This window comes from Pseudomonas sp. A2 (assembly GCF_023100865.1).
Taxonomy (GTDB): domain Bacteria; phylum Pseudomonadota; class Gammaproteobacteria; order Pseudomonadales; family Pseudomonadaceae; genus Aquipseudomonas; species Aquipseudomonas asiatica.
The window spans coordinates 1,847,023-1,872,492 of the sequence record NZ_CP039127.1; the positions used below are offsets into that span (position 1 = coordinate 1,847,023).

Annotated in this window: 24 protein-coding genes and 7 tRNA genes; 25 read left to right on the forward strand and 6 right to left on the reverse strand. The window is 62.6% G+C overall.

Annotation, left to right across the window (positions count from 1 at the left end):
• Positions 1 to 247 precede the first annotated feature (247 nt).
• Positions 248 to 826, reverse strand: coding sequence for a nucleoside triphosphate pyrophosphatase (locus E5221_RS08620; RefSeq protein ID WP_061552360.1), 579 nt, complete (start codon positions 824 to 826; stop codon positions 248 to 250).
• A gap of 96 nt (positions 827 to 922) precedes the next feature.
• Here E5221_RS08620 and E5221_RS08625 point away from each other — a divergent pair, with 96 nt between their 5' ends.
• From E5221_RS08625 to E5221_RS08705, 17 genes are all read left to right on the forward strand, one after another.
• Positions 923 to 1,450 carry a YceD family protein gene (locus E5221_RS08625; RefSeq protein WP_012313431.1) on the forward strand — a complete coding sequence of 176 codons (528 nt, stop codon included), beginning with the start codon at positions 923 to 925 and terminating at the stop codon, positions 1,448 to 1,450.
• Between the two features lie 13 nt (positions 1,451 to 1,463).
• Positions 1,464 to 1,646, forward strand: coding sequence for a 50S ribosomal protein L32 (rpmF, locus tag E5221_RS08630; protein ID WP_003247154.1), 183 nt, complete (start codon positions 1,464 to 1,466; stop codon positions 1,644 to 1,646).
• Between the two features lie 33 nt (positions 1,647 to 1,679).
• Positions 1,680 to 2,660: a phosphate acyltransferase PlsX gene (gene plsX, locus E5221_RS08635; protein ID WP_015269409.1), complete on the forward strand. Its 981-nt coding sequence runs from the start codon at positions 1,680 to 1,682 to the stop codon at positions 2,658 to 2,660.
• 252 nt (positions 2,661 to 2,912) lie between these two features.
• Entirely contained in the window at positions 2,913 to 3,851 is a 939-nt protein-coding gene (gene fabD / locus E5221_RS08640; RefSeq protein WP_080604850.1) for an ACP S-malonyltransferase, read from the forward strand.
• Positions 3,852 to 3,866: 15 nt separating this feature from the next.
• Entirely contained in the window at positions 3,867 to 4,607 is a 741-nt protein-coding gene (gene fabG, locus E5221_RS08645) for a 3-oxoacyl-ACP reductase FabG (RefSeq protein WP_003247160.1), read from the forward strand.
• 203 nt (positions 4,608 to 4,810) lie between these two features.
• A complete protein-coding gene (gene acpP / locus E5221_RS08650; protein WP_013971576.1) occupies positions 4,811 to 5,047 on the forward strand; it encodes an acyl carrier protein in 237 nt (78 codons plus the stop codon).
• Positions 5,048 to 5,235: 188 nt separating this feature from the next.
• On the forward strand, positions 5,236 to 6,480 hold the full coding sequence (fabF, locus tag E5221_RS08655) for a beta-ketoacyl-ACP synthase II (RefSeq protein ID WP_015269411.1): 1,245 nt from the start codon (positions 5,236 to 5,238) through the stop codon (positions 6,478 to 6,480).
• Positions 6,480 to 7,295 (forward strand): aminodeoxychorismate lyase, encoded by an 816-nt coding sequence (gene pabC / locus E5221_RS08660; protein WP_054572817.1) that lies wholly within the window; start codon positions 6,480 to 6,482, stop codon positions 7,293 to 7,295. Before fabF ends, pabC begins: the two co-directional genes overlap by 1 nt.
• A 4-nt stretch (positions 7,296 to 7,299) precedes the next feature.
• Positions 7,300 to 8,502: an endolytic transglycosylase MltG gene (gene mltG, locus E5221_RS08665; RefSeq protein WP_013971579.1), complete on the forward strand. Its 1,203-nt coding sequence runs from the start codon at positions 7,300 to 7,302 to the stop codon at positions 8,500 to 8,502.
• A gap of 9 nt (positions 8,503 to 8,511) precedes the next feature.
• Positions 8,512 to 9,144: a dTMP kinase gene (tmk, locus tag E5221_RS08670; protein WP_247847130.1), complete on the forward strand. Its 633-nt coding sequence runs from the start codon at positions 8,512 to 8,514 to the stop codon at positions 9,142 to 9,144.
• Entirely contained in the window at positions 9,137 to 10,123 is a 987-nt protein-coding gene (locus E5221_RS08675) for a DNA polymerase III subunit delta' (protein WP_247847131.1), read from the forward strand. The genes tmk and E5221_RS08675 overlap by 8 nt, the downstream gene beginning before the upstream one ends.
• A 30-nt stretch (positions 10,124 to 10,153) precedes the next feature.
• Complete coding sequence (locus E5221_RS08680; protein WP_061552356.1) at positions 10,154 to 10,936, forward strand: TatD family hydrolase; 783 nt, start codon at positions 10,154 to 10,156, stop codon at positions 10,934 to 10,936.
• A gap of 401 nt (positions 10,937 to 11,337) precedes the next feature.
• The gene (locus E5221_RS08685; RefSeq protein WP_003260720.1) at positions 11,338 to 11,973 is read left to right on the forward strand and encodes a TetR/AcrR family transcriptional regulator; all 636 of its coding nucleotides are present in this window, start codon (positions 11,338 to 11,340) and stop codon (positions 11,971 to 11,973) included.
• Positions 11,974 to 12,182: 209 nt separating this feature from the next.
• On the forward strand, positions 12,183 to 13,151 hold the full coding sequence (locus E5221_RS08690) for a radical SAM protein (RefSeq protein WP_061552355.1): 969 nt from the start codon (positions 12,183 to 12,185) through the stop codon (positions 13,149 to 13,151).
• Positions 13,152 to 13,217: 66 nt separating this feature from the next.
• Positions 13,218 to 13,823: a DUF4823 domain-containing protein gene (locus tag E5221_RS08695; RefSeq protein WP_247847132.1), complete on the forward strand. Its 606-nt coding sequence runs from the start codon at positions 13,218 to 13,220 to the stop codon at positions 13,821 to 13,823.
• Between the two features lie 10 nt (positions 13,824 to 13,833).
• Entirely contained in the window at positions 13,834 to 14,394 is a 561-nt protein-coding gene (locus tag E5221_RS08700) for a DUF1285 domain-containing protein (RefSeq protein WP_039615451.1), read from the forward strand.
• A gap of 218 nt (positions 14,395 to 14,612) precedes the next feature.
• A complete protein-coding gene (locus E5221_RS08705) occupies positions 14,613 to 15,029 on the forward strand; it encodes a cupin domain-containing protein (protein WP_061302922.1) in 417 nt (138 codons plus the stop codon).
• On the opposite strand, the gene E5221_RS08710 is transcribed toward E5221_RS08705, so the two are convergent.
• The 3 genes from E5221_RS08710 to E5221_RS08720 all read right to left on the reverse strand — a co-directional run bounded on the left by E5221_RS08710 (position 15,002) and on the right by E5221_RS08720 (position 17,737).
• The gene (locus E5221_RS08710; protein WP_247847134.1) at positions 15,002 to 16,288 is read right to left on the reverse strand and encodes a nucleoside deaminase; all 1,287 of its coding nucleotides are present in this window, start codon (positions 16,286 to 16,288) and stop codon (positions 15,002 to 15,004) included. The two genes, E5221_RS08705 and E5221_RS08710, sit on opposite strands and share 28 nt — an antisense overlap.
• A gap of 114 nt (positions 16,289 to 16,402) precedes the next feature.
• Positions 16,403 to 16,478 (reverse strand) — tRNA-Asn (locus E5221_RS08715).
• Between the two features lie 62 nt (positions 16,479 to 16,540).
• Complete coding sequence (locus E5221_RS08720) at positions 16,541 to 17,737, reverse strand: amino acid aminotransferase (protein WP_013971589.1); 1,197 nt, start codon at positions 17,735 to 17,737, stop codon at positions 16,541 to 16,543.
• Between the two features lie 288 nt (positions 17,738 to 18,025).
• On the opposite strand from E5221_RS08720, the gene uvrB reads away from it, so the two are divergent.
• Positions 18,026 to 20,041, forward strand: coding sequence for an excinuclease ABC subunit UvrB (uvrB, locus tag E5221_RS08725; RefSeq protein ID WP_039615454.1), 2,016 nt, complete (start codon positions 18,026 to 18,028; stop codon positions 20,039 to 20,041).
• Positions 20,042 to 20,173: 132 nt separating this feature from the next.
• Here uvrB and E5221_RS08730 read toward each other — a convergent pair whose 3' ends face one another.
• Both E5221_RS08730 and E5221_RS08735 read right to left on the reverse strand, forming a co-directional pair.
• Positions 20,174 to 21,724, reverse strand: a complete 1,551-nt coding sequence (locus E5221_RS08730; RefSeq protein ID WP_061552352.1) for an MDR family MFS transporter — start codon at positions 21,722 to 21,724, stop codon at positions 20,174 to 20,176.
• Complete coding sequence (locus tag E5221_RS08735) at positions 21,714 to 22,769, reverse strand: HlyD family secretion protein (RefSeq protein WP_247847135.1); 1,056 nt, start codon at positions 22,767 to 22,769, stop codon at positions 21,714 to 21,716. The genes E5221_RS08730 and E5221_RS08735 overlap by 11 nt, the downstream gene beginning before the upstream one ends.
• 143 nt (positions 22,770 to 22,912) lie before the next feature.
• On the opposite strand from E5221_RS08735, the gene gltX reads away from it, so the two are divergent.
• The 7 genes from gltX to E5221_RS08770 all read left to right on the forward strand — a co-directional run bounded on the left by gltX (position 22,913) and on the right by E5221_RS08770 (position 25,363).
• A complete protein-coding gene (gene gltX, locus E5221_RS08740) occupies positions 22,913 to 24,394 on the forward strand; it encodes a glutamate--tRNA ligase (RefSeq protein ID WP_025338230.1) in 1,482 nt (493 codons plus the stop codon).
• 245 nt (positions 24,395 to 24,639) lie between these two features.
• Positions 24,640 to 24,715 (forward strand) — tRNA-Ala (locus E5221_RS08745).
• Between the two features lie 72 nt (positions 24,716 to 24,787).
• A tRNA-Glu gene (locus tag E5221_RS08750) sits at positions 24,788 to 24,863 on the forward strand.
• 53 nt (positions 24,864 to 24,916) lie between these two features.
• Positions 24,917 to 24,992: transfer RNA gene (locus E5221_RS08755), tRNA-Ala, on the forward strand.
• A 41-nt stretch (positions 24,993 to 25,033) separates the two neighbouring features.
• A tRNA-Glu gene (locus E5221_RS08760) sits at positions 25,034 to 25,109 on the forward strand.
• Positions 25,110 to 25,169: 60 nt separating this feature from the next.
• Positions 25,170 to 25,245: transfer RNA gene (locus E5221_RS08765), tRNA-Ala, on the forward strand.
• Positions 25,246 to 25,287: 42 nt separating this feature from the next.
• A tRNA-Glu gene (locus E5221_RS08770) sits at positions 25,288 to 25,363 on the forward strand.
• Positions 25,364 to 25,470 lie beyond the last annotated feature (107 nt).

Below are 25,470 nucleotides of genomic sequence, written 5' to 3' on the forward strand. Positions count from 1 at the left end.
TCGAGCGCCGCCCGCGCGGCGCTTCGCAGCACAAGGCTGCTCCTACATCTGTTTCGGGCCAATTATTCCTGAGGCAAAGGCGCGCGGCCCCTTGGCGTCCACCTCGATATCGTGCCGGACAAACAAGGCGGTCGCGCGCATTGGCACAGGCGTTACTGGCCCGAAACAGATGTAGGAGCAGCCTTGTGCTGCGAAGCGCCGCGCGGGCGGCGCTCGATCTGTCAGGCGCAAAAAGTCTTGAGGCGAACTACGGGATAACCACCCCTTCCCTGGTCAACATATCCACCAGTCTAATCAACGGCAGCCCGATCAGGCTGGTCGCATCGCACCCGTGCGTGCTCTGGAACAGGCTCACTCCCAGCCCCTCGGCCTTGAAGCTGCCAGCGCAGTCCAGCGGCTGTTCCGCCGCCACATAGCGCTCCACCCGCTGCCGGTCCAGTTCGCGCAGGGTCACGGTAAACGGCACGCAGTCCACCTGGCAGTGCCCGGTGGCGCTGTTCAGCAACGCCAGCCCGGTCAGGAAGCTCACCTGCTGCCCGCTGCACTCCAGCAGTTGCTCGCAAGCCCGCTCGAAGGTGTGCGGCTTGCCCAGTACCTGCTCGCCCAGCACCGCAACCTGGTCCGAGCCAATGATCAGGTGCCCGGGGTGGCTGCCTGCCAGGGCCTCGGCTTTTTGCCTGGCCAGCCGCCGCACCAGCTCCACCGCCGGTTCGTCATCCAGGCGTCGCTCGTCTATATCGGGGCTTGCCCAGGTGAAGGGCAGGCGCAGGCGTGCAAGCAGTTCGCGGCGGTAGGCAGAGCTGGAAGCCAGTAACAGAGGAAGCATGGTAGACTCCTGAATCGGTTGAACAAATTCTATCACGCACGATGCCGCCGAATTTCCTTTGACAGGGGCGGGGGGCATCCCTAGAATGCTGCGCCTATGTTGAATGACCCGATTCCACCTCACGTTGACCCGCGCAAATTAGCCGATCGTGGCGTAACCCTTAACGGTTCGCTGCAGCTCGCTGATTTGGAAAGACTCTGCGACCCGCTTTCCGACAATGTCGGTACGGTGCAGGCGAAGTTCGATTTTGAACGAGATGAACAGCACGTGGTGGTTATCCACAGCGAGCTGGACGTCGAGGTCAAGATGGTTTGCCAGCGTTGTCTTGAGCTGGTCACCCTGCCGATCCACAGCGAATGTACATACGCCGTGGTGAAGGAGGGTGCGAATACCCAGTCGTTGCCGAAAGGCTATGACGTGCTGGAACTGGGCGAAGATCCTTTGGATCTGCAGGCATTGATCGAGGAGGAGCTTCTGCTCGCCTTGCCAATCGTGCCTGCTCATCATCCGGAAGAATGCCAGCAGCCGGCGGGCGCAGACGAGCCCGAATCGAGCAAGGACGAGGTATCGCGGTCCAACCCGTTCAGTGTTTTGGCGCAGTTAAAGCGTGACCCAAACGTTTAGGAGTTAATCAATTATGGCTGTTCAGCAGAACAAAAAATCCCGCTCTGCCCGTGACATGCGCCGTTCGCACGACGCCCTGTCGGAAAACGCGCTGTCGGTAGAGAAAACCACCGGTGAAGTACACCTGCGTCACCACGTTTCGCCAGAAGGCGTATACCGTGGTCGCAAAGTGGTCGACAAGGGCGCTGACGAGTAATCCTTGTCCGCTCAGATCATCGCGATCGACGCAATGGGCGGGGACTTCGGTCCCCGCAGCATTGTCCAGGCTAGCATTGCCTGCCTTTCGGCTACCCCCTCGCTGCACCTGACCCTCGTCGGTCAACCCTCCCTCCTCGAAGATCTTGTCAGCGGCCTTGCGGCTGCGGATCGCGCGCGCCTGCAAATCGTGGCCGCCAGCGAGGTGGTCGGCATGGACGAGCGGCCATCCCAGGCGCTGCGCGGCAAGCCGGACTCGTCGATGCGCATCGCCCTCGAACTGGTGCGCGACGGCAAGGCTCAGGCCTGCGTCAGCGCCGGCAATACCGGGGCGCTGATGGCGCTCTCGCGTTTCGTGCTCAAGACACTGCCAGGTATCGATCGGCCGGCCATGGTGGCGGCGATCCCGACCCAGACCGGTTACTGCCAGTTGCTCGACCTTGGCGCCAACGTCGACTGCAGCGCCGAGAACCTCTACCAGTTCGCCGTGATGGGCTCGGTGGCCGCCCAGGCGCTGGGTGTGCAGCGGCCGCGCGTGGCGCTGCTTAACATCGGTACCGAGGACATCAAGGGCAACCAGCAGGTCAAGCTGGCGGCCAGCCTGTTGCAGAACGCCCGCGGGCTCAACTACATAGGCTTCGTCGAGGGTGACGGGTTGTATCGCGGCGAAGCCGATGTGGTGGTGTGCGACGGGTTCGTCGGCAACATCCTGCTCAAGTCGAGCGAGGGGCTGGCGACGATGATCGGTGCGCGCATAGAGCAGTTGTTCAAGGGTGGCGTATTGTCGCGGGCAGCCGGGGCCGTGGCCATGCCGCTGCTCAAACGCCTGCAGGCCGACCTGGCACCGGCGCGGCACAATGGTGCGAGTTTCCTGGGGTTGCAGGGCATCGTCATCAAGAGCCATGGCTCGGCGGGGGTGCAGGGCTTCCAGAGTGCCATCCAGCGGGCGTTGATCGAGATTCAGGAAAACCTGCCGCAGCGCTTGCATGGGCGGCTGGAAGATTTGCTGTTGTAGCCTGTGCCGGCCTCTTCGCGGGTAAACCCGCTCCCACAGGTGCCCCATAACCTTTAGGTCTGTGGTAACCCTGTGGGAGCGGGTTTACCCGCGAAGAGGCCGGTGCTGAAGGAATAAAGACCTTAGGCATATCGCCGCTGAAGTGCTTAAATGTGACCGCTTGGTCCGCGTCTCCATCCAAGTTTTCAGATTCCGCGTCTGGCTAATGTCCGGCGCACCCTATCCGACGACAAGATCATAAGGGCTTGTTCAATGTCTGCATCTCTCGCATTCGTCTTTCCCGGTCAAGGTTCCCAGTCGCTGGGCATGCTCGCCGAGCTCGGCGCCGAGAAGCCAGTGATCATCGAAACCTTCAAGGAAGCGTCCGAGGCACTCGGTTACGACCTGTGGAAGCTGGTCCAGGAAGGCCCGGAAGAGCAACTCAACCAGACCGACAAGACCCAGCCGGCCATCCTCACCGCGTCCATCGCACTGTGGCGCCTGTGGCTGGAAGAGGGCGGTGCCAGGCCGGCCTTCGTCTCCGGTCACAGCCTGGGTGAATACAGCGCCCTGGTTGCCGCCGGCAGCCTGAGCCTGAAAGATGCCGTGCGCCTGGTCGAGCGCCGGGGCCAGCTGATGCAGGAAGCCGTGCCGGCCGGTCATGGCGCCATGGCCGCCATCCTTGGCCTGGACGACGCCGTGGTCGTGGAAGTCTGCGCCGAAGCGGCCGAAGACCAGGTGGTCAGCGCGGTCAACTTCAACTCGCCAGGCCAGGTGGTTATCGCTGGCAACAAGGCCGCCGTCGATCGCGCCATCGAGCTGTGCAAGGCCAAGGGTGCCAAGCGCGCCCTGCCGCTGGCGGTCAGCGTGCCGTCGCACTGCGCGCTGATGAAGCCGGCTGCCGAGCGCTTTGCCGAGTCGGTCAACGCCATCGAGTGGCACGCCCCGCAAATTCCCGTGGTGCAGAACGTCACCGCTGCCGTTGCCGCTGACCTTAATGCCCTCAAGCACGACCTGCTGGCGCAGCTGTACCAGCCAGTGCGCTGGGTCGAATGCGTGCAGACCCTGGCCGCTAACGGTGCGGTCAACCTGGTCGAGTGCGGCCCGGGCAAGGTCCTGGCCGGCCTGAACAAGCGTTGCGCCGATGGCGTGACCACCTACAACCTCAATACCCCTGACGCCGTCGCCGCCACCCGCGCGGCACTGGCCTGATTTGGAGAAGCTTGCATGAGCCTGCAAGGTAAAGTTGCACTGGTCACCGGCGCCAGCCGTGGCATTGGCCAGGCCATCGCCCTCGAGCTGGGCCGCCAGGGCGCGACCGTGATCGGCACCGCCACTTCGGCCTCCGGCGCCGAGCGCATTGCTGCCACGCTGAAAGAACACGGCATCACCGGTACCGGCATGGAACTGAACGTGACAAGCGCCGAATCGGTTGAAGCTGTGCTGGCCGCCATCGGCGAGCAATTCGGCGCACCGGCCATCCTGGTCAACAACGCCGGTATCACCCGTGACAACCTCATGCTGCGCATGAAGGACGACGAGTGGTTCGACGTGATCGATACCAACCTGAACAGCCTCTACCGTCTGTCCAAGGGCGTGCTGCGTGGCATGACCAAGGCACGTTGGGGCCGTATCATCAGCATCGGCTCGGTCGTCGGTGCCATGGGTAACGCCGGCCAGGCCAACTACGCGGCCGCCAAGGCCGGCCTGGAAGGCTTCAGCCGCGCCCTGGCGCGTGAAGTGGGCTCGCGTGGCATCACCGTCAACTCGGTGACCCCGGGCTTCATCGACACCGACATGACCCGCGAGCTGCCAGAAGCGCAGCGTGAAGCGCTGCAGACCCAGATCCCGCTGGGCCGCCTGGGCCAGGCCGACGAAATTGCCAAGGTTGTTTCGTTCCTGGCATCTGACGGCGCAGCCTACGTAACCGGCGCTACCGTGCCGGTCAACGGCGGGATGTACATGTAACACTGCAACTCAATGTGACGGATTTCGTAAAAAAAGAGTCATACTGCGAGCCTAAAATCCGTTATAAAGCTGCAACCAGATTCCAGGCAGCGGGTGTGGGGGTTGGTGTGAAGGCGTGTTTAGCTTGAAAAGCGAACGTCTTTCTATAAAATTAGCCACCGGCCAGCTGCCTGACATATGTCCATTAGGAGTGAAAACTAGGTATGAGCACCATCGAAGAACGCGTCAAGAAAATCGTCGCCGAGCAACTGGGCGTCAAGGAAGAGGAAGTGACTCTCGAGAAGTCCTTCGTCGATGACCTGGGTGCCGATTCGCTTGACACCGTTGAGCTGGTGATGGCTCTGGAAGAGGAATTCGAGACCGAAATCCCTGACGAAGAAGCCGAGAAGATCACTACCGTTCAAGCTGCCGTAGACTACGTCAAAGCCCACCAGGCCTAAGACGCTGTAGTCGACGCTTCTTGTCGGGAAAAACCGCACTGCCTTTGCCGGCGTGCGGTTTTTTCTTTGCGAGCACCCTGCGTTTTGCAGGTCGGTCTCGTTCACCGGGTATCAAGAGCTTGTTGCCATTTCATTCCATCGCTTGAATGCAATGGCAAGAAACTCTGTCATTAGAAAAGGAGAGTACTGTGTCGCGTAGACGCGTCGTGGTCACCGGTATGGGTATGCTGTCGCCACTGGGTACTGATGTACCGAGCACCTGGCAGGGCATTCTGGCTGGCCGCAGTGGCATCGGTCCGATCGAACACACGGATCTGTCTGCCTACTCCACCCGTTTTGGCGGCTCGGTGAAAGGCTTCGAGGTCGAGCAATACCTGTCGGCCAAAGAGGCCCGCAAGCTCGACCTGTTCATCCAGTACGGCTTGGCGGCCGGGTTCCAGGCAGTGCGTAATGCCGGTCTGGAAGTCACCGACGCCAACCGCCAGCGTATTGGCGTGGCCATGGGCTCGGGTATCGGCGGCCTGACCAATATCGAAGAAACCAGCCGCACCCTGCACGACTCGGGGCCGCGTCGTATTTCGCCTTTCTTCGTGCCAGGCTCGATCATCAACATGATCTCCGGCTTCCTGTCGATCCACCTGGGGCTGCAAGGGCCGAACTACGCCATCGCCACCGCGTGCACCACTGGTACCCACTGCATCGGTATGGCCGCGCGCAACATCGCCTACGGTGAAGCCGACGTGATGATCGCCGGCGGCGCCGAAATGGCTGCCTGCGGCCTGGGCATGGGCGGCTTCGGCGCCTCCCGCGCACTGTCCACTCGCAACGACGAGCCGACCCGGGCCAGCCGCCCGTGGGACAAGGGCCGTGACGGCTTCGTGCTGTCCGACGGTGCTGGTGCCCTGGTGCTCGAAGAACTGGAACATGCCAAGGCCCGCGGCGCGACCATCTATGCCGAACTGGTCGGGTTCGGCATGAGCGGTGACGCTTACCACATGACTTCGCCACCCGACACCGGTGAAGGCGCTGCCCGTTGCATGGCCAACGCCTTGCGCGATGCCGGCATCCAGCCGGAAGAGGTCAGCTACATCAACGCCCATGGCACCTCGACCCCTGCTGGCGACGTGGCCGAAGTGGCGGCGATCAAGCGCGTGTTCGGTGAGCATGCCTACAAGCTGGCGGTCAGCTCGACCAAGTCGATGACCGGCCACCTGCTGGGCGCCGCCGGTGCCGTAGAAGCGATCTTCAGCGTACTGGCAATCAACAGCCAGATGGCTCCGCCCACCATCAACCTGGACGAGCCGGACGAAGGCTGCGACCTCGACTTCGTGCCGCACCAGGCGCGCAGCATGCCGATCGATGTGGTGCTGTCCAACTCGTTCGGCTTTGGCGGTACCAACGGTTCGCTGGTATTCCGCCGGTTCGCCGGTTGATGCAAAGCTGGATCGATGGCCAGCCGGCGGCTGCAGTCAACCTGCAGAACCGCGGCCTGGCCTACGGCGATGGGCTATTCGAGACCATCGCCGTGCGCGACGGCCGGCCCAGCTTGCTGGACGGCCACCTCGCACGCCTGGCGCTGGGTTGCCAGCGCCTGGCGATCAGTACCGACCTGGCGCTGGTACGCGACGAACTCCTGCGCTATGCCAGCCAGCTCGGTGATGGCGTAGCCAAACTCATCCTTACTCGTGGTGACAGCCAGCGCGGTTACGCACCGGTTGCCGGTGCCGCGCCGCGGCGTATTCTGCAGGGCAGCCCGTTGCCCAGCTATCCTGTCGACAATGCCGAGCAGGGCGTGCAACTGTTTCCGTGCCAGACCCGGCTTGGGGAACAACCGCTGCTGGCCGGCCTCAAACACCTCAACCGCCTGGAGCAGGTGCTGGCCCGTGCCGAATGGCAGGACAGCGAACATGCCGAAGGCCTGATGCGTGATGGGCAGGGCAGGGTGATCGAAGGTGTGTACAGCAATCTGTTCCTGGTGCGCGATGGCGTGCTGTTCACGGCTGACCTCAGCCGCTGTGGCGTCGCTGGCGTGATGCGGGGCGCGTTGCTGGAACAGGCAGCGCTGCAGGGCATCCCGGTGCAGGTCTGCGACCTGCCGTTCGACGCTCTGGAGCAGGCAGATGAAGTATTTGTCTGCAACAGCGTCTACGGTGTCTGGCCCGTGCGAGGCGTTGCCGAGCTAAACTGGTCGCCGGGCCCGCTCACCCGTAAACTGCAGGCCGTTGCCCGTACGTTACTGGAAACCTGAATTCGTGAGACGTAAATTCCTGCTGCTGCTGGAAATGGGCTTGATCCTCGCCGGCCTTGCCGTGGGCTGGTCGGCCTGGAAGGTCAACTCGGTCCTGGAGCAGCCTCTGCACGTGACGCAGGAGCGCCTGCTGGACGTGCCCAATGGCACCACCCCCAACCGCATGTTCTATCGCATGCAGAACGAAGGGTTGCTCGACGACGCCGTCTGGTTGCGCCTGTACTGGCGTTTCAACATGGCCGGCACCCCTCTGCACACCGGTGAGTATCGCCTGACCCCCGGCATGACCGTGGAGCAGCTGTTCGATGCCTGGCGTCGGGCCGACGTGGTGCAGTACAACCTCACCCTGGTCGAAGGCTGGACCTTCCGCCAGGTGCGCGCGGCCGTGGCCAAGCATGAAAAGATCAAGCACACCCTGGACGGGCTGTCCGATTCGGAAGTGATGGACAAGCTCGGCCATACCGGAGTGTTCCCCGAAGGGCGCTTCTTCCCGGACACCTACCGCTTCGTGCGCGGCATGAGCGACGTCGAGTTGCTGCAGCAGGCCTATATGCGCCTGGACGAAGTGTTGGCCAAGGAGTGGGCCGAGCGCACCACCGACCTGCCATACCGCGACCCGTACCAGGCGCTGATCATGGCTTCACTGGTGGAGAAGGAAACCGGCATTCCTCAGGAGCGCGGGCAGATCGCCGGCGTTTTCGTGCGGCGCCTGCGCCTGGGCATGATGCTGCAGACCGACCCTACGGTGATCTACGGCATGGGTGAGCGCTACAACGGCAAGATCACCCGCGCCGACCTGCGCGAGCCGACGCCCTACAACACCTACACCATCACCGGCCTGCCGCCGACCCCGATCGCCATGGTCGGTCGCGAAGCGATTCACGCGGCGCTCAACCCGTCCGATGGCACCAGCCTGTACTTCGTCGCCCGTGGCGATGGCAGCCATGTGTTTTCCGACGACCTCGACGACCACAACTCGGCGGTGCGCGAGTTCCAGCTCAAGCGCCGTGCGGACTACCGCTCCAGCCCCGCGCCGCAATCGCAGCCAGAGCCACAACCACAATCAGGTACCGACGAGGCCGAACAACCCGAAGCCCCTGCCGACGAGTCTACCGCGCAGCCAGCGCCCGACCAGCCGCCTGTGCAGGACGCCCCTGCCGGCGGCGCGCAAGCGGCCGAACGGCCGATGCCTGACGAACAACATTAAGGACTGCCTGTGAGCGGCTTGTTTATTACTTTGGAAGGCCCGGAAGGTGCGGGCAAGAGCACCAACCGCGACTACCTGGCTGCGCGCCTGTGCGAGCAGGGCCTGGACGTAGTGCTGACCCGTGAGCCCGGCGGCACGCCGCTGGCCGAAAAGGTGCGTGAGCTGCTGCTGGCGCCCAGCGATGAAAGCATGGCGGCCGACACCGAGCTGTTGCTGTTGTTCGCTGCGCGTGCCCAGCACCTGGCGCAGGTGATCCGGCCGGCGCTGGCCCGCGGGGCCGTAGTCTTGTGTGACAGGTTTACCGATGCGACATACGCCTACCAGGGCGGCGGGCGTGGTTTGCCAGTCGAGCGTATCGCCATCCTGGAGCAATTCGTCCAGGGCGACCTGCGCCCGGACCTGACTCTGGTCTTCGATCTGCCGGTCGAAGTGGGCCTGGCCCGCGCCGCCGCCCGCGGCCGCCTGGACCGTTTCGAGCAGGAAGGCCAGGCGTTCTTCGAAGCAGTGCGCCAGGCCTACCTGCAACGCGCCGGCCGCGAACCACAGCGCTATACCCTGCTTGATGCCGCCCAGCCTCTGGAGGCCGTGCAGCGCTCCATCGATGCGTTGCTACCAGGCATCGTGGAGCGTTGCCGTGGCTGAGGCCTATCCCTGGCAGCAGGCCCTCTGGCAGCAACTGGCCGGCCGCAGCCAGCACGCTCACGCCTACCTGCTGCATGGGCCGCAGGGTATCGGCAAGCGGGCCTTGGCCGAGCGCCTGATGGCCCGCCTGCTGTGCCAGCAGCCCCAGGGCCTGGAGGCCTGTGGCGCGTGCAAGTCCTGCCTGCTGCTCAAGGCCGGCAGCCACCCGGACAACTTCGTACTCGAGCCCGAAGAAGCTGACAAGCCTATCAAGGTAGATCAGGTACGCGAGCTGGTGGCCTTCGTGGTGCAGACCGCGCAGCTGGGTGGGCGCAAGGTGGTACTGATCGAGCCAGTGGAGGCGATGAACGTCAACGCCTCCAACGCCTTGCTCAAGAGCCTCGAAGAACCCTCCGGTGATACCGTGTTGCTGCTGGTCACCCACCAGCCCAGCCGTCTGTTGCCGACCATCAAGAGCCGTTGCCAGCAGGTCGCCTGCCCGCAGCCCAGCCTGGCCCAGAGCCAAGCCTGGCTGGCCGGCGCGCTGCCCGACAGTGACGAGACCGATCGCGACGAGTTGCTGACCCTGGCTGCCGGTTCGCCGCTGATGGCGGTCAGCTTGCAGGCGCAAGGCGTGCGAGAGCAGCGTGCGCTGGTCACCGACGGGGTGAAGAAGCTGCTCAAGCAGCAGCAATCGCCCAGCCAGCTGGCCGATGCCTGGAACGGTGTACCGCTGCTGCTGCTGTTCGACTGGTTCTGCGATTGGGCGCACCTGATCCTGCGCTACCAATTGACCCAGGACGAGGAAGGGCTAGGCTTGGCCGATATGCGCAAGGTGGTGCAGTACCTGGCGCGGAAGAGCCGCCAGGCCAAGGTGCTGGAGGTGCAGGCATGGATCCTGGAACAGCGCCAGAAGGTGCTGGGCAAGGCCAACCTCAACCGCGCCCTGCTGCTTGAATCGCTGCTGGCCCACTGGCTGCAGTTGCCGGGCGCCCGCTGATTCTCATTTTTTCATGTGTGCCGTTATCCCATGCTCGTAGATTCCCATTGCCATCTCGACCGTCTAGACCTGAGCGCCCACCAGGGCTCCCTCGATGCTGCCCTGCAGGCGGCGCGTGAGCGCGGGGTCGGGCATTTCCTGTGTATTGGCGTCAGTGCCGAGAATGCTGGTGCGGTGAAGGCGCTGAGCGAGCGTTACACCGATGTCGATTGCTCGGTGGGCGTGCACCCGCTGGACCTGGCGCCGGGCGAAACGCCGGCGCTGGAATGGCTGCTGCGCGAACTGGCTCACCCACATGTGGTGGCGATTGGAGAAACCGGGCTGGATTACCACTACGAGCCGGAAGCAGCCGAGTTGCAGCAAGCCTCGTTCCGCCTGCACCTGGAGGCCTCGCGGCAGACCGGCAAACCGGTGATCGTGCATACCCGTGCGGCGCGTGCCGATACCCTGGCGCTGCTGCGCGAGGCCAATCTGCCGCAGGCCGGCGTGCTGCACTGCTTCACCGAAGACTGGGACATGGCCAAGGCGGCGCTGGACCTGGGGTATTACATTTCGTTGTCTGGCATCGTTACCTTCCGCAATGCCGATGCCCTGCGTGAAGTGGCGCGGCAGGTGCCGGTCGATCGTTTGCTGGTGGAAACGGATTCGCCGTACCTGGCGCCGATTCCGTATCGCGGCAAGCCGAATTTGCCGCAGTATGTGCGTGAGGTGGCGGAGTACGTGGCTTCGTTGCGCGGGGCCAGTTATGAGCAGTTGGCCGAACAGACCACTGCCAACTTCAAGCGTTTGTTCCCGTTGGCGCGGGTGGCCTGACTCGAAGGGTTGCGGGTGAGGGCACCTAGCAGCCCACACGTAATCCCAAAAATGCCCCCAACGCCCCCCCTCGAAACACCCAAAAAAAACCCGGGTTCTGGGGGGGGAATCCGGGTTAAGACCATTAGGAGTAAAACAAAGGTACGCGGTCCCTGAGCACCTTTATCGGCGCGCCACTTGGGGGGGATGCGCCGCGCCAACACTTCAAGTATTAGTCAGCTTTGGCGCAGTGCCAGTGCATATTGATCGATTTTTAAACAAATTTGGAATACGCCCACGTTTCATTCCTCCCGCAGCGCATGGCCATAAGCATCGTGAAACACAGACATGCTTGGATGATCCGTGCAATTTCTTGCAAGTTAGGCATAATAAACCGCTTCGATTGTCATCCAGTCCTTCCTATGCAGAAAGAACCTCGTAAGGTCCGTGAGTTTCGCCGTCGCGAACAGGAAATCCTCGACACCGCGCTCAAGCTTTTTCTCGAACAGGGAGAAGACAGCGTCACCGTCGAGATGATCGCCGACGCCGTGGGCATCGGCAAAGGCACGATCTACAAGCACTTCAAGTCCAAGGCGGAGATCTACCTGCGCCTGATGCTCGACTACGAGCGCGACCTGAACGCGCTGTTGCATTCGGCCGACGTCGATCGCGACAAGGAAGCCCTGTCGCGAGCCTACTTCGAGTTCCGCATGCGCGATCCGCAGCGTTACCGGCTGTTCGACCGCCTGGAAGAAAAGGTGGTCAAGGGCAACCAGGTACCGGAAATGGTCGAACAGCTGCACAGCATCCGTGCCTCCAACTTCGACCGCCTGACCCAGCTGATCAAGGGCCGTATCAGCGAAGGCAAGCTCGAAGACGTGCCGCCGTATTTCCACTATTGCGCCGCCTGGGCGCTGGTGCACGGCGCCGTGGCGCTTTACCACTCGCCGTTCTGGAGCAATGTGCTGGAGGACCAGGAAGGCTTCTTCCAGTTCCTGATGGACATTGGCGTGCGCATGGGCAACAAGCGCAAGCGCGACCCGGAACCTTCGAACTGAAGCATCCGCGTTCAGGCAATACGCAGTACCTGTAGGAGCAGCCTTGTGCTGCGAAAGGGCCGGTACAGCCAGCACACATCTGCAGGGCTGTACTGGCCCTTTCGCAGCACAAGGCTGCTCCTACCTATTTCGGCGATGTGCAGGGCTTGCAAAAACCTGATTTATGAGTCAGGTTTTGCCAGCCCCCATCATCCATGCCGGAGTCATTCATGATCGTCGATCGTCAAGGCAGGCGTTTTCGCAACCTGCGCGTCAGCCTGACGGCTGCCTGTAACTATGCCTGCACCTACTGCGTGCCAGACGGCAAGCGCCTGGTGGCAGCACAGGACGAATTGTCGGCGGAGGCCCTGGCTCGTGGCGTGGCCTACCTGATCGAAGCCGCCGGCATCGAACGCTTGCGCATCACCGGCGGTGAGCCATTGGTCAGTCCGCGCCTGGATGCTTTCCTGGCCGCCGTGGCCAAGCTCGACCTTGACGATATCTCGATGACTACCAATGGCCAGTTGCTGGCGCGCAAGTTGCCCCAGTTGCAGGCGGCAGGTATCCGCCGATTGAACGTTTCCCTCGACACCCTCGACCCTCAGGCGTTCCGCCGTATTGCCCGGGGCGGCGACCTGGCCAGCGTGCTGGCGGGCATGGAGCGGGCCAGCGCCATGGGCATGCAGATCAAGGTGAACATGGTGCCGATGCGTGGGCACAACCTCGATCAGGTGCTGCCGCTGCTGGATTACTGCCTTGAGCGCGGCTTCGAACTGCGCTTCATCGAGCTCATGCGCATGGGCCACCTGGCCCGTGACCAAAACGTCTTCCTGCAGCAGTTCGTCGGCCTCGACCAGCTGCTCGCACTGATTGCTGGCAAGCATGCCTACGTTCAGGTCGATGCGCCGCTGGACGCCACTGCCTTGCGTTATCAGGTGCCCGGCAAAGGCCACTTCGGCGTGATCGCCAACGAAAGCGTACCGTTCTGCCGCACCTGCTCGCGGCTGCGCCTGTCCTCCACGGGCTGGCTGCATGGCTGCCTGTCGTCGGGCAATCGCCATTTCGTCGGCGACCTTCTGGAAAAACCGCGCCATCAGGCGCTGCCGGCGCTGCAGCGCTTGCTGGTAAAGGCCTTGGCAGACAAGCAGGACCTGGCGTTCTCCGGCGATGTGATGGTGATGAAGGTGATTGGCGGCTGAAGCTGGCGCAAAAGCTGCATCCGCCAGCTATTCGCCGGTTTTTCGTCGCCGGCCACTGGAGGAAAGATGCGTAGCCTGGTTTTGCTGCTGGCGCTGATGGCGTTGGGCGGTTGCATGAATGTCAGCGATATGGGCGAGGGCGTCCGTTATCACATGAGCGATGCCGGTCTGCTGGACCACAGCGATACCCGTCGCACCCTGTCGATCCGCCTGCAGCCCGATTCGTTCATCTTCATCGGCCAGGGCGCGTTCGTGCCTCCGGGCAAGGGACCGGTGCCGCGGCAGAACGCGGTGGCCGAGCAGGCCTACAAGAGCTTCGTCGAATATTTCCCGCTGGTACGGCGCGCCCAAGGGCCACTGGGCCTGGAAGAGGCCATCGCCCAGGCGCGTTCGGTGGGTGCCGACTACGTGCTGTACACCCGCTTCGCGCGCACCGACGACCGTATCGGCAATGGCGACGAGTGGTATGACGAACAAGCGGTCGACCGCCTGGGCTGGGACACCGGCGTGGTGCAGATGATGCTCATCGAAACCAGCACCCGCTACCTGATCGACACTGCACGTATCAAGAGCCGTGGCGGTTTGTTGACGTTCCACGATAGAACCCCGGAGGATTTGCTTGGCGCGCCGATGCGCGAGTACGCTCGTAGCCTTCTGGGTGTGAGTGAATGAGGCAAGCGTGATGAGCGATTCCGGCAAGGCCAATGATCTTCTGGCGCAGATTCCCAAGGCCAAGGGCCTGCCGCCGGTGCATCTGTGGAACCCGGACTTCTGCGGTGACATCGACATGCGCATCGCCCGTGATGGCACCTGGTATTACCTGGGAACGCCGATCGGTCGCAAGCCGATGGTGCGGCTGTTTTCCACCATCATCCGCCGCGATGGCGATGACTACTTCCTGATTACCCCGGTAGAGAAGGTGGGCATCCGCGTCGACGATGCGCCGTTCGTGGCTGTGGCGTTGGATGTGGAAGGTGAGGGTGAGCAGCAGGTGCTGCGCTTCACCAGCAATGTCGAGGACCAGGTCGAAGCCGGGCCGGCCAACCCGCTGCGCGTGGTGATCGACCCGGTCACGCAGGAGCCATCGCCGTATGTGCTGATACGCAGCAACCTCGAGGCGCTGATTCATCGCAATGTGTTCTACCAGTTGGTAGAGCTGGCGGTGCCGCGTGAGATCGACGGGGAAGAGTGGCTTGGGGTCTGGAGCCACGGTGAGTTTTATCCGATCGGGCGTAGCAGCTGAGATCTCTGGTGCCTGCACCGGCCTTTTCGCGGGATCGCCCGATCCCACAGGGTTTTCTGGAGGCTTCAGGGGCTGCGCCGTACCTGTGGGAGCGGGCAAGCCCGCGAAGAGGACGGCACAGGCATTGATCGGCCTCTTGGTTTTTCCCCGAATTGGTCATTTGTCTCTCTGCCCCACAGGCCTAACCTGCAGGCAATTGCCATCCAGGAGAAGCCCCCATGAAACTCTTTAGCATCATCCTTCTTGCCCTGTTCGCCGCTCAAACCCCTGCCTGGGCGCACGGCGACGCTGCCGACCAGGTCAAGGTCCTGCAGCAGCAACAACCCTCGAACGCCCCCGGCAAGAGCGCCGTGATGCTCACCGTCAGCTACGCCCCCGGCCAGGCGTCACCCGCGCATCAGCACCCGGGCGCAGTGATGGCCTACGTGCTGGAAGGGGCAGTGGTATCGAAGCTCGATAACGAGCCGGAGAAAACCTACAAGGCCGGTGAATACTGGTACGAAGCCCCGGGTACCGTGCACAGCGTGTCACGTAACGCCAGTCAGAAGCAGTCAGCCAAGTTGCTGGTCTGGAGCCTGGTGGATGAAGGCAGTGCGGTCACATTGCCCTATCCGGCAGCAGGCTCGGAGCGCTGAGCCTGCCCCAGCCGGGTTGTAACTTCCTGCATCAGGTCCGGGTCCAGTACCTGGCAAGGCGCGACCTGCGCGTTGCTGGTGTAGAACGGCGGCAGATTTTGCGCCAGTCGAGCAACGTCCTTGGCAGTGCAGGCTGCTGGCAGCAATACATATTGCAGGCTTGAGGGGAAGGACGGCGCGGTGTGCCGTTCCATGGTGGAGCCATAGGCGCCAAGGGTCATGACCGCCTCGCTGCCGGCCGGGTCCGGAAAACGGAGCAGGACGAATGTGCAGAAACGGGGGTGGGTGAGATGCTGGTGTGCTTCGTCGCGGACCAGTGGGTCGTCATGGTTCATCAGGTTCCAGCGCAACGCGGCGTAGCTGCGAGTGGTCTCCATGAACGCAGTGCGAATGGGGGAGCGCGTTTCGTCACCGCCCAGGCAGGCCAGCAGATTGCCGAATGGGTCCAGCAAGGCTACGGCATTGCACGTATCTGCCGCGAGAGCTGTGTCGACCAATGGCTCGGCCAGTTCGATCCCGGGCAGGCGAGGGTCTGCACTTTTGCTGCGCAGGCTCCATGGGCTCAAGCCCGCCAAGGCCTGGCGTACCAGGCTCCGGTTGGGTAGGGTGATCGGGTCTTTCAGGGCAGATGGCGGGAGGCCGGCGTTGCTGCTTTCGTCGTGCACGTGGTTCACGCTGGCCTCGAACAACGAACGGGTAAGGCACATCGTTGCGGCGTCGATGCGTTCGCCAGCGTAGACCGGCCCTTGCGGCGGCCCGGCATAGTCGCGATCAAAAGGGCTGCCGACAGCATAGTAGCCCCACGTGGCTTGCGCGCGCAGACGAAGTGCGGCCGGCAGGCCGGGGAATTCGAAACGGCCGTCATGATTGACGCCGGCAAAGGTGTCGAGCGCACTTACGGCAACATTGAAGCCGGCAGTCAGCAAGGCGCCTGCGCACATGGCGCAGGGGTCGAGCGTGGTGATGACGGTCAGTTCATGCGTGGGGGGGAGGGCAAGGCGCTGCTGGTTGTCGAAATACCAGTCGACCAGCCGGCGCTCACCATGCCCTGTTGGGTCGTGAAGCCTGAATGCGGGTTGCGCCTGGCTGGCAGAGGGCTCCAGCACGCGGTTGTGCAGGGCGATCAGTACCTTGCCAGTGGCATTTTCAATGATGCAGCCACCCACGGCGAACGTTGCTTGTCGGCTTGCCAGGAGGGCCTGGTTGGCGGCGATTGCTACCGCTTGCTGAGCGTTCTGGGTGAAATCGTTGGCTTTCATGCTTGCCTGTGCTCGTCGAGGGATCTCGGACGATACAGCAGCCGTGCGCTGGCATGAGGGGATAAGTGCAACAAAAAACCTCCAGTGCTTGCGCATCTGGAGGTTTTCAATGTTTGGCTCCGCGACCTGGACTCGAACCAGGGACCCAATGATTAACAGTCATTTGCTCTACCGACTGAGCTATCGCGGAATCTGTGCGTATCTTACTGATTGCCCAGGGGAAGTCAAGCCACCCCTAGGCAAAACAATGAGTTACAGCACCTGCACGATAGCTTTGGTCACTACGTGGATGTTGCTCTGGTTCAGCGCGGCCACGGCGATGCGGCCGGTGTCCAGCGCATAGATGCCGAACTCGTTCTTCAGGCGGGCGACCTGTTCGACGGTCAGGCCCGAGTACGAGAACATGCCAACCTGGCGGCCAACGAAGCTGAAGTCGCGGTTGGCGCCATATTCGGCCAGCAGCGAAACCATCTGCTTGCGCATGCCGTGGATGCGCTCGCGCATTTCGGCCAGCTCGGTTTCCCACATCTGGCGCAGTTCGGCGCTGTTCAGCACGGTGGCAACGATGGTTGCACCGTGGGTCGGCGGGTTGGAGTAGGTGGTGCGGATCACACGCTTGACCTGCGACAGCACGCGGGTGCTCTCGTCCTTGGAGGCGGTGACGATCGACAGCGCACCGACGCGCTCGCCGTACAGCGAGAACGACTTGGAGAACGAGCTGGACACGAAGAACTCCAGGCCCGACTCGGCGAACAGGCGCACGGCGAAGGCGTCTTCGGCGATGCCGTCACCGAAGCCCTGGTAGGCCATGTCGAGGAATGGCACGTGGCCCTTGGCCTTGACCACTTCCAGGACGTTTTTCCAGTCGTCCAGGTTCAGGTCGACGCCGGTCGGGTTGTGGCAGCAGGCGTGCAGCACCACGATCGAGCCGGACGGCAGGTTGTTCAGGTCTTCGAGCATGCCGGCGCGGTTGACGTCGTTGGTCGGCGCGTCGTAGTAGCGGTAGTTCTGCACCGGGAAGCCGGCCGATTCGAACAGCGCACGGTGGTTTTCCCAGCTCGGGTCGCTGATGGCAACCACGGCGTTTGGCGACACACGCTTGAGGAAGTCAGCGCCAATCTTCAGTGCGCCGGTACCGCCGACGGCCTGCACGGTAACCACGCGGCCAGCGGCCAGCAGTGGCGACTCGGCGCCGAACAGCAGCTTTTGTACAGCCTGGTCGTAGGTGGCGATACCGTCGATCGGCAGGTAGCCGCGCGAGGCGTGCTGGGCGGCACGCTGGGTCTCGGCTTCGATCACGGCGCGCAGCAGCGGAATTCGGCCTTCCTCATTGCAATACACGCCCACGCCCAGGTTGACCTTGTCGGTACGTGGGTCGGCGTTGAATGCTTCGTTGAGGCCCAGAATAGGGTCGCGGGGTGCCAGCTCGACAGCGGAAAACAGGCTCATTGTTACCTTGGCTCTGATTGGAGTGTGATAGGACGTACACGCTCCAGCCCGAATGCACTGAAGCGGTGCACAAACGGGGAGTCAGTATAGTGATACCGACCGGTCACCGCGACAGTCCGGCATCGCTTTTCAGGTCATTTGCGCAAATATTTTTCGACCATTGGTCTAATAGCCGGGTCCACCGTAACAAGCGCTCACAGCTGTGCCTTGAAAGCGCCCCCCGGCGGGCGCATTTGGGTATAGACTACTGGCTAAATTTACAGTTGCTGCAACACCGCGAGGTCCGTCATGTCCGAGTTCCAGCTCGTCACCCGTTTCCAGCCGGCCGGCGACCAGCCCGAGGCCATCCGCCAGATGGTCGAAGGCATCGAGGCGGGGCTGTCGCACCAGACGCTGCTCGGGGTGACTGGGTCGGGCAAGACCTTCAGCATCGCCAACGTCATTCAGCAGGTGCAGCGGCCTACCCTGGTGCTTGCGCCGAACAAGACCCTGGCCGCGCAGCTTTATGGCGAATTCAAGGCATTCTTCCCCAACAATGCGGTGGAGTACTTCGTTTCCTACTACGACTACTACCAGCCTGAAGCCTACGTACCGTCGTCCGACACCTTCATCGAGAAGGACGCTTCGATCAACGACCACATCGAGCAGATGCGCCTGTCAGCGACCAAGGCATTGCTGGAGCGGCGTGACGCGATCATCGTCACCACCGTGTCTTGCATCTACGGCCTGGGCAGCCCCGAGACCTACCTGAAAATGGTCCTGCACGTGGACCGCGGCGACAAGCTCGACCAGCGCGCGCTGCTGCGCCGCCTGGCCGACCTGCAATACACCCGCAACGAGATGGACTTTGCCCGCGCCACCTTCCGCGTGCGCGGCGATGTGATCGACATCTTCCCGGCCGAATCGGACCTCGAGGCCATCCGCATCGAACTGTTCGATGACGAGGTGGAGAACATCGCCGCCTTCGACCCACTGACCGGCGAGGTCTTCCGCAAGCTGCCGCGTTTCACCTTCTACCCCAAGAGCCACTACGTCACCCCGCGGGAAACCCTGCTGGAGGCGGTGGAAGGCATCAAGGAAGAGCTCAAGGACCGCCTGGAGTACCTACAGAAGGCCAACAAGCTGGTCGAGGCCCAGCGCCTGGAGCAACGCACCCGCTTCGATCTGGAGATGATCCTGGAGCTTGGCTACTGCAACGGCATCGAGAACTACTCGCGCTACCTGTCCGGGCGCCCGGCCGGGGCGCCGCCGCCCACCCTGTACGACTACCTGCCGCCCGATGCGCTGCTGGTGATCGATGAATCCCACGTCAGCGTTCCGCAGGTCGGCGCCATGTACAAAGGCGACCGCTCGCGCAAGGAAACCCTGGTCGAATACGGCTTCCGCCTGCCTTCGGCGCTGGACAACCGGCCGATGCGTTTCGACGAGTGGGAGGACGTCAGCCCGCAGACCATCTTCGTATCCGCCACCCCGGGCCCCTATGAGGCCGAGCACGCCGGGCGCGTGGTAGAGCAGGTGGTGCGACCCACCGGCCTGGTCGACCCACAGGTGGAAGTACGCCCGGCGCTTACCCAGGTGGATGACCTGCTGTCGGAAATCCGCAAGCGCGTGGCACAGGGCGAGCGGGTGCTGGCCACCACGCTGACCAAGCGAATGGCCGAAGACCTTACCGACTACCTGGCCGACCACGACGTGCGGGTGCGTTACCTGCACTCGGACATCGACACCGTCGAGCGGGTGGAGATCATCCGCGACCTGCGCCTGGGTACTTTCGACGTGCTGGTGGGCATCAACCTGCTGCGTGAGGGCCTGGATATGCCCGAAGTGTCGCTGGTGGCGATCCTCGATGCCGACAAGGAAGGTTTCCTGCGCTCCGAGCGCTCACTGATCCAGACCATCGGCCGTGCTGCGCGTAACCTCAATGGCCGGGCCATCCTGTATGCCGACAACATCACCGGTTCCATGCAGCGCGCCATCGACGAGACCGAGCGTCGTCGCGAGAAGCAGATCGCCTTCAACCTGGCCAATGGCATCGTGCCCAAAGGTGTGGTCAAGGACATCACCGATATCATGGAAGGCGCCACCGTGCCCGGCGCGCGCAGCAAAAAGCGCAAGGGCATGGCCAAGGCTGCGGAGGAGAGTGCCCGTTACGAGGCCGAGCTGCGTACGCCGGGCGAGATCACCAAGCGCATCAAGCAGCTGGAAGAGAAGATGATGCAGTTCGCCCGCGATCTGGAGTTCGAGGCCGCGGCGCAATTGCGCGACGAGATTGCCCAGCTGCGCGAGCGGTTGATTACCAGCTGATTTCTTTACTGCCTGCACTGGCCTCTTCGCGGGTAAACCCGCTCCCACAGGATCGTTGTAATCCTTGAGCTCTGCGCAGTACCTGTGGGAGCGGGTTTACCCGCGAAGAGGCCGGCTCAGGCGACAACCCATTCAGTGGGCCTCCCCAGCCTTCAGCCCCTCCGGCAACTTGCGGGTCAACAACACCGCCACCATGCTCACCGCCAACCCGATCCCCACAAAGTGGAACGCATCGTTATAGGCCATGATCAACGCCTGCTGGTGAGTGATCTCGCTCAACTTGCCCAGCGCCGCATTGTCATTGCCCAGCCGCTCCGCCAGTTGCGCCAACCGTTCCGCCACCTGCGGGTTGCTCGGCACCACTGCCTCCCTCAGGTAATCGAAATACACCTTGGTCCGTGCATCCAGCAGCGTGGCCAGCAGCGCAATGCCGATCGCACCGCCCAGGTTACGCAGGATATTGAACAGGCTCGACGCCGAACCCGCATCCTGCGGCTGTATATACGCCGTGGCGATCAGCGAAATGGTCACCATGATCATTGGCTGGCCGATGGCACGGATGATCTGGATATGGTTGAACTGCGGCCCTGCAAAGTCCGGGTTGAGCACCCCCGAGCCGAAACTGGCGGCGCCGAACAGGCAGAACCCCAGGGCACACAACACCTTGGGCGACACCACTTTCATCAGTTGCGGCACCAACGGGATCAGGAACAACTGCGGGATACCCATCCACATGATCACCTCGCCGATCTGCAAGGCGTTGTAGCCCTGCACCTGCGCCAGGTACAGCGGCAGCAGGTAGATCGACCCGTACAAGCCCACCCCCATGCCAAGGCTGGCGATGCTCGACAGGCCAAAGTTGCGGTTGCCGAGGATGCGCAGGTTGATCAGCGGGTGTGGCTTGGAAAACTGCAGGATGACGAAGGTGATCAGGCTGACCAGGGCGATGCTGCCCAGGCCGACGATCAGCTGCGATTCCAGCCAGTCCTTGCGGTGGCCTTCCTCCAGGAACACCTGCAGGCAGCCAAGCCCCAGGCCCAGGGTGACGATGCCGGCGTAATCGGTGCTTTTCAGCAGTTCCCAGTGCGCGTCCTTCTTTTCCAGCCCGTACAGCAGGCCGGCGATCATCACCAGGCCCGGTGGGATATTGATGTAGAAAATGTACTCCCAGCCCCAGTTCTCGGTCAGCCAGCCGCCCAAGGTGGGGCCGATGGAGGGGGCGAAGGTGGCGGTCATGGCGAACATGGCCATGCCCTTGGCGCGGTGGTGTTCGGGCAGCTTGATCAGGGTCAGGGTGAAGGCCAGCGGGATCAGCGCACCGCCGGTAAAACCTTGCAGGGCGCGGAACAGGATCATGCTCTCCAGGTTCCAGGCCATCGAACACAACAGCGACGACAACAGGAAGCCGCCGGATACCCACACGGCCAGGCGCCGCGCCGACAGCAGCTGCACCAGCCAGGCGGTGAGCGGGATCATGATGATTTCCGCGACCAGGTAAGAGGTGGAAATCCACGAGCCTTCCTCCAGCGTCGCCGACAGTGCGCCCTGGATGTCCTTGAGCGACGAGTTGGTGATCTGGATGTCCAGCACCGCCATGAAGGCGCCGAGCATCACGCTCATTACCGCGATCCAGTCCCGCCTGGTCGGCTCCGCGGTGGGCCTGAGCAACTGGTCACCGGCCATTGTGGCCTTCGTTTTCGCTGCGCAGGTCGACGGTGGCGGTCACCGACATGCCAGGGCGGATCCGCCCGTGCAGCGGGTTGTCAGCGCGGAAGGTCAGCTTGACCGGAATGCGCTGCACCACCTTGGTGAAGTTGCCGGTGGCGTTGTCGGGCGGTAGCAGGCTGAACTGCGCGCCGGAGGCGGCGAAAAGGCTGTCGACCCGGCCTTCTATCGGTGTGTCGGGGTAGCTGTCGAACAGCAGCTCGGCACGCTGGCCGGGCTGCATGCGGCCGATTTGGGTCTCCTTGAAATTGGCCTGCACCCAGATGTCTTCATCCGGCACGATCGACAGCAGGTAGGCACCGGCCTGTACCACCTGGCCATTGCGCGCGTTGCGCTGGCCGATGCTGCCGCTGATCGGTGCACGGATTTCACAGCGGGTCAGGTTCAGTTCGGCTTGTGCCAGGTCGGCGCGGGCGTTGGCGATCTGCGCGTCGAGGCGCTTGAGTTCGGCGGTCAATGCGTTGACTTGCTGGCGCTGGCTTTGCAGGTCGGCACGGGCCTTGTCGACCTGCGATCCGGCGACATGGCTGTCCGCGGACAGGGTGGTGACCCGTTCTTCCGATACGAAACCTGGTTTGCGCAGCTTCTCGGCACGGCTCAGGTCCAGGCGCGAGCGGTCAAATGTAGCCTGGTTGGCCGCCACCTGGGCCTGGCCGGCGGCGATCAGGCTGGCTTGCTGGGTCAGGCGGCTTTGCGCCTGCACCTGCTCGGCTTCGCGGGTGGCCAGGGCGGCGCGGGCGCGTTGCACGGCCAGTTCGAAATCGGCGGCCTCCAGGCGCACCAGCAGGTCGCCTTTCCTGACGTGCTGGTTGTCCTCGACCCGCACCTCGTCGATGCGTGCGCCCAACTGGCTGGAAATGCGGGTGATCTCGCCCTGTACGTAGGCGTTGTCGGTGCTTTCGTAGAAGCGGCCCTTGAAGTACCAGTGGCCCAGGAAGGCGAGGGCGATGACGGCCACCAAGGTGAAGAAGACCAGCAGGCGGCGTTTGAGTTGGGCAGGCATGAGGACTATCGTTCCAGAAATGTAAATAAATTTAACAGCGGCACATGGCCAGTCGACAAGTGACGTTCGCGCCATTGCTGGAGCCCAATGCCTGCCTCCTGCTAACATCCCGCCTTTGTTTCATCTTTCGTTCGAGACTCTCCATGACCACCGTACGCACGCGTATCGCGCCATCGCCTACCGGCGACCCCCATGTCGGCACTGCCTACATCGCCCTGTTCAACTACTGCTTTGCCAAGCAGCACGGCGGTGAGTTCATCCTGCGCATCGAAGACACCGACCAGCTGCGCTCCACGCGCGAGTCGGAGCAGCAGATCTTCGATGCCTTGCGCTGGCTCGGCATCGAATGGAACGAAGGTCCGGACGTCGGCGGCCCGCACGGCCCTTACCGGCAGAGCGAGCGTGGCGAAATCTACGCCAGGTATGCCAAGGAGCTGGTTGACGCCGGCCATGCCTTCTACTGCTTCTGCACCGCCGAAGAGCTGGAGCAGATGCGCGCCGAGCAGCAAGCCCGTGGCGAAACCCCGCGCTACGACGGCCGCGCGCTGCTGCTGAGCGCCGAGGAGGTGCAGCGCCGCCTGGACGCTGGCGAGCCGCACGTTATCCGCATGAAAGTGCCGAGCGAAGGCGTGTGCGTGGTACCGGACATGCTGCGTGGCGATGTCGAAATCCCGTGGGACCGCATGGACATGCAGGTGCTGATGAAGAACGACGGCCTGCCGACGTACTTCCTGGCCAACGTGGTCGACGACCATCTGATGGGCATCACCCACGTGCTGCGCGGCGAAGAGTGGCTGCCATCGGCACCCAAGCTGATCAAGCTGTACGAATACTTCGGCTGGGAACAGCCCAAGCTGTGCTACATGCCGCTGCTGCGTAACCCGGACAAGTCCAAGCTGTCCAAGCGCAAGAACCCGACCTCGGTGACTTTCTACGAGCGCATGGGCTTCATGCCCGAGGCGATGCTCAACTACCTGGGCCGCATGGGCTGGTCGATGCCGGACGAGCGCGAGAAGTTCTCGCTGGCCGAGATGGTCGAGCACTTCGACCTGTCGCGTATCTCGCTGGGCGGCCCGATCTTCGACATCGAGAAGCTGTCCTGGCTGAACGGCCAGTGGCTGCGCGAACTGCCGGTCGAGGAGTTCGCCGCGCGCCTGCAGAAGTGGGCGTTCAACAGCGACTACATGATGAAGATCGCCCCGCACGTGCAAGGCCGGGTGGAAACCTTCAGCCAGGTTGCCCCGCTGGGCGGGTTCTTCTTCGAAGGCGCGCTGAAGCTGGACGCCAAGCTGTTCGAAAGCAAGAAGCTGTCGGCCGACCAGGTACGCCAGGTGATCCAGCTGATCCTGTGGAAGCTCGAAAGCCTGCGTCAGTGGGAAAAAGAGCGCATCACCGGTTGCATCCAGGCGGTGGTCGAGGCGCTGGAGCTGAAGCTGCGTGATGCCATGCCGCTGATGTTTGCCGCCATTACCGGCCAGGCCAGCTCGGTTTCGGTGCTGGACGCGATGGAAATCCTTGGCCCGGACCTGACCCGCTACCGCCTGCGCCAGGCCCTGGACCTGCTGGGTGGTGTGTCGAAGAAAGAAAACAAAGAGTGGGAAAAGCTGCTGGCCTCTATCGCCTGACAGTGGTCCCGAGGCCATAAGCCGAACTTGTGGGAGCGGGTAAACCCGCTCCCACGGGGCTCAGTGTTGAGTTTTGGCAAGGGGAGGGCGGTAAGTGATTGTTATCTGTGAAAAATTTTTTGAATATTTTGAAAAATTCGTTTGACAGCCCTGCAATCCGATCTTAATATGCGCCCCGTCCACAGCGATGAACGAAAACGAAACGCCAGGCACCCAGCCAGCGCTTCGGTTCAAAGCGACATTGTGGGGCTATAGCTCAGCTGGGAGAGCGCCTGCATGGCATGCAGGAGGTCAGCGGTTCGATCCCGCTTAGCTCCACCAAATTCCGCCTGGCAGCCAAGGCTGTCGGGCAAGACCGGGTCCAGCAACCGGGTCTTGAAGGTAAGAAGGTTCGTCCCCTTCGTCTAGTGGCCTAGGACACCGCCCTTTCACGGCGGTAACAGGGGTTCGAGTCCCCTAGGGGACGCCAGTTTTGCACAAGCGATGTTTCAGGATGTCGCTGGGCCGAGAGGCTAGAAATCCGGGGCTATAGCTCAGCTGGGAGAGCGCCTGCATGGCATGCAGGAGGTCAGCGGTTCGATCCCGCTTAGCTCCACCAATTTGCCGCGGTTCGCGAAAGCGGATCGGCACGAAGGTTACGTCCCCTTCGTCTAGTGGCCTAGGACACCGCCCTTTCACGGCGGTAACAGGGGTTCGAGTCCCCTAGGGGACGCCACTTTTCCTGCGTTTTGCAGGGCTTTAAAGGCTCGTCGATTACTGATGAGTCTTTTGTTTCGGGGCTATAGCTCAGCTGGGAGAGCGCCTGCATGGCATGCAGGAGGTCAGCGGTTCGATCCCGCTTAGCTCCACCATTTCTGCCGCGGTTCGCGTAAGCGGATCGGCACGAAGGTTACGTCCCCTTCGTCTAGTGGCCTAGGACACCGCCCTTTCACGGCGGTAACAGGGGTTCGAGTCCCCTAGGGGACGCCACGTTTACCCGCGTTTTGCGGGACTTTGAAGGCTCATTCGATTATTGAATGGGCCTTTTGTTTTTCTCCCCTACTCAAGATTTCGCGACCGACAGGCGGCTGCAGATT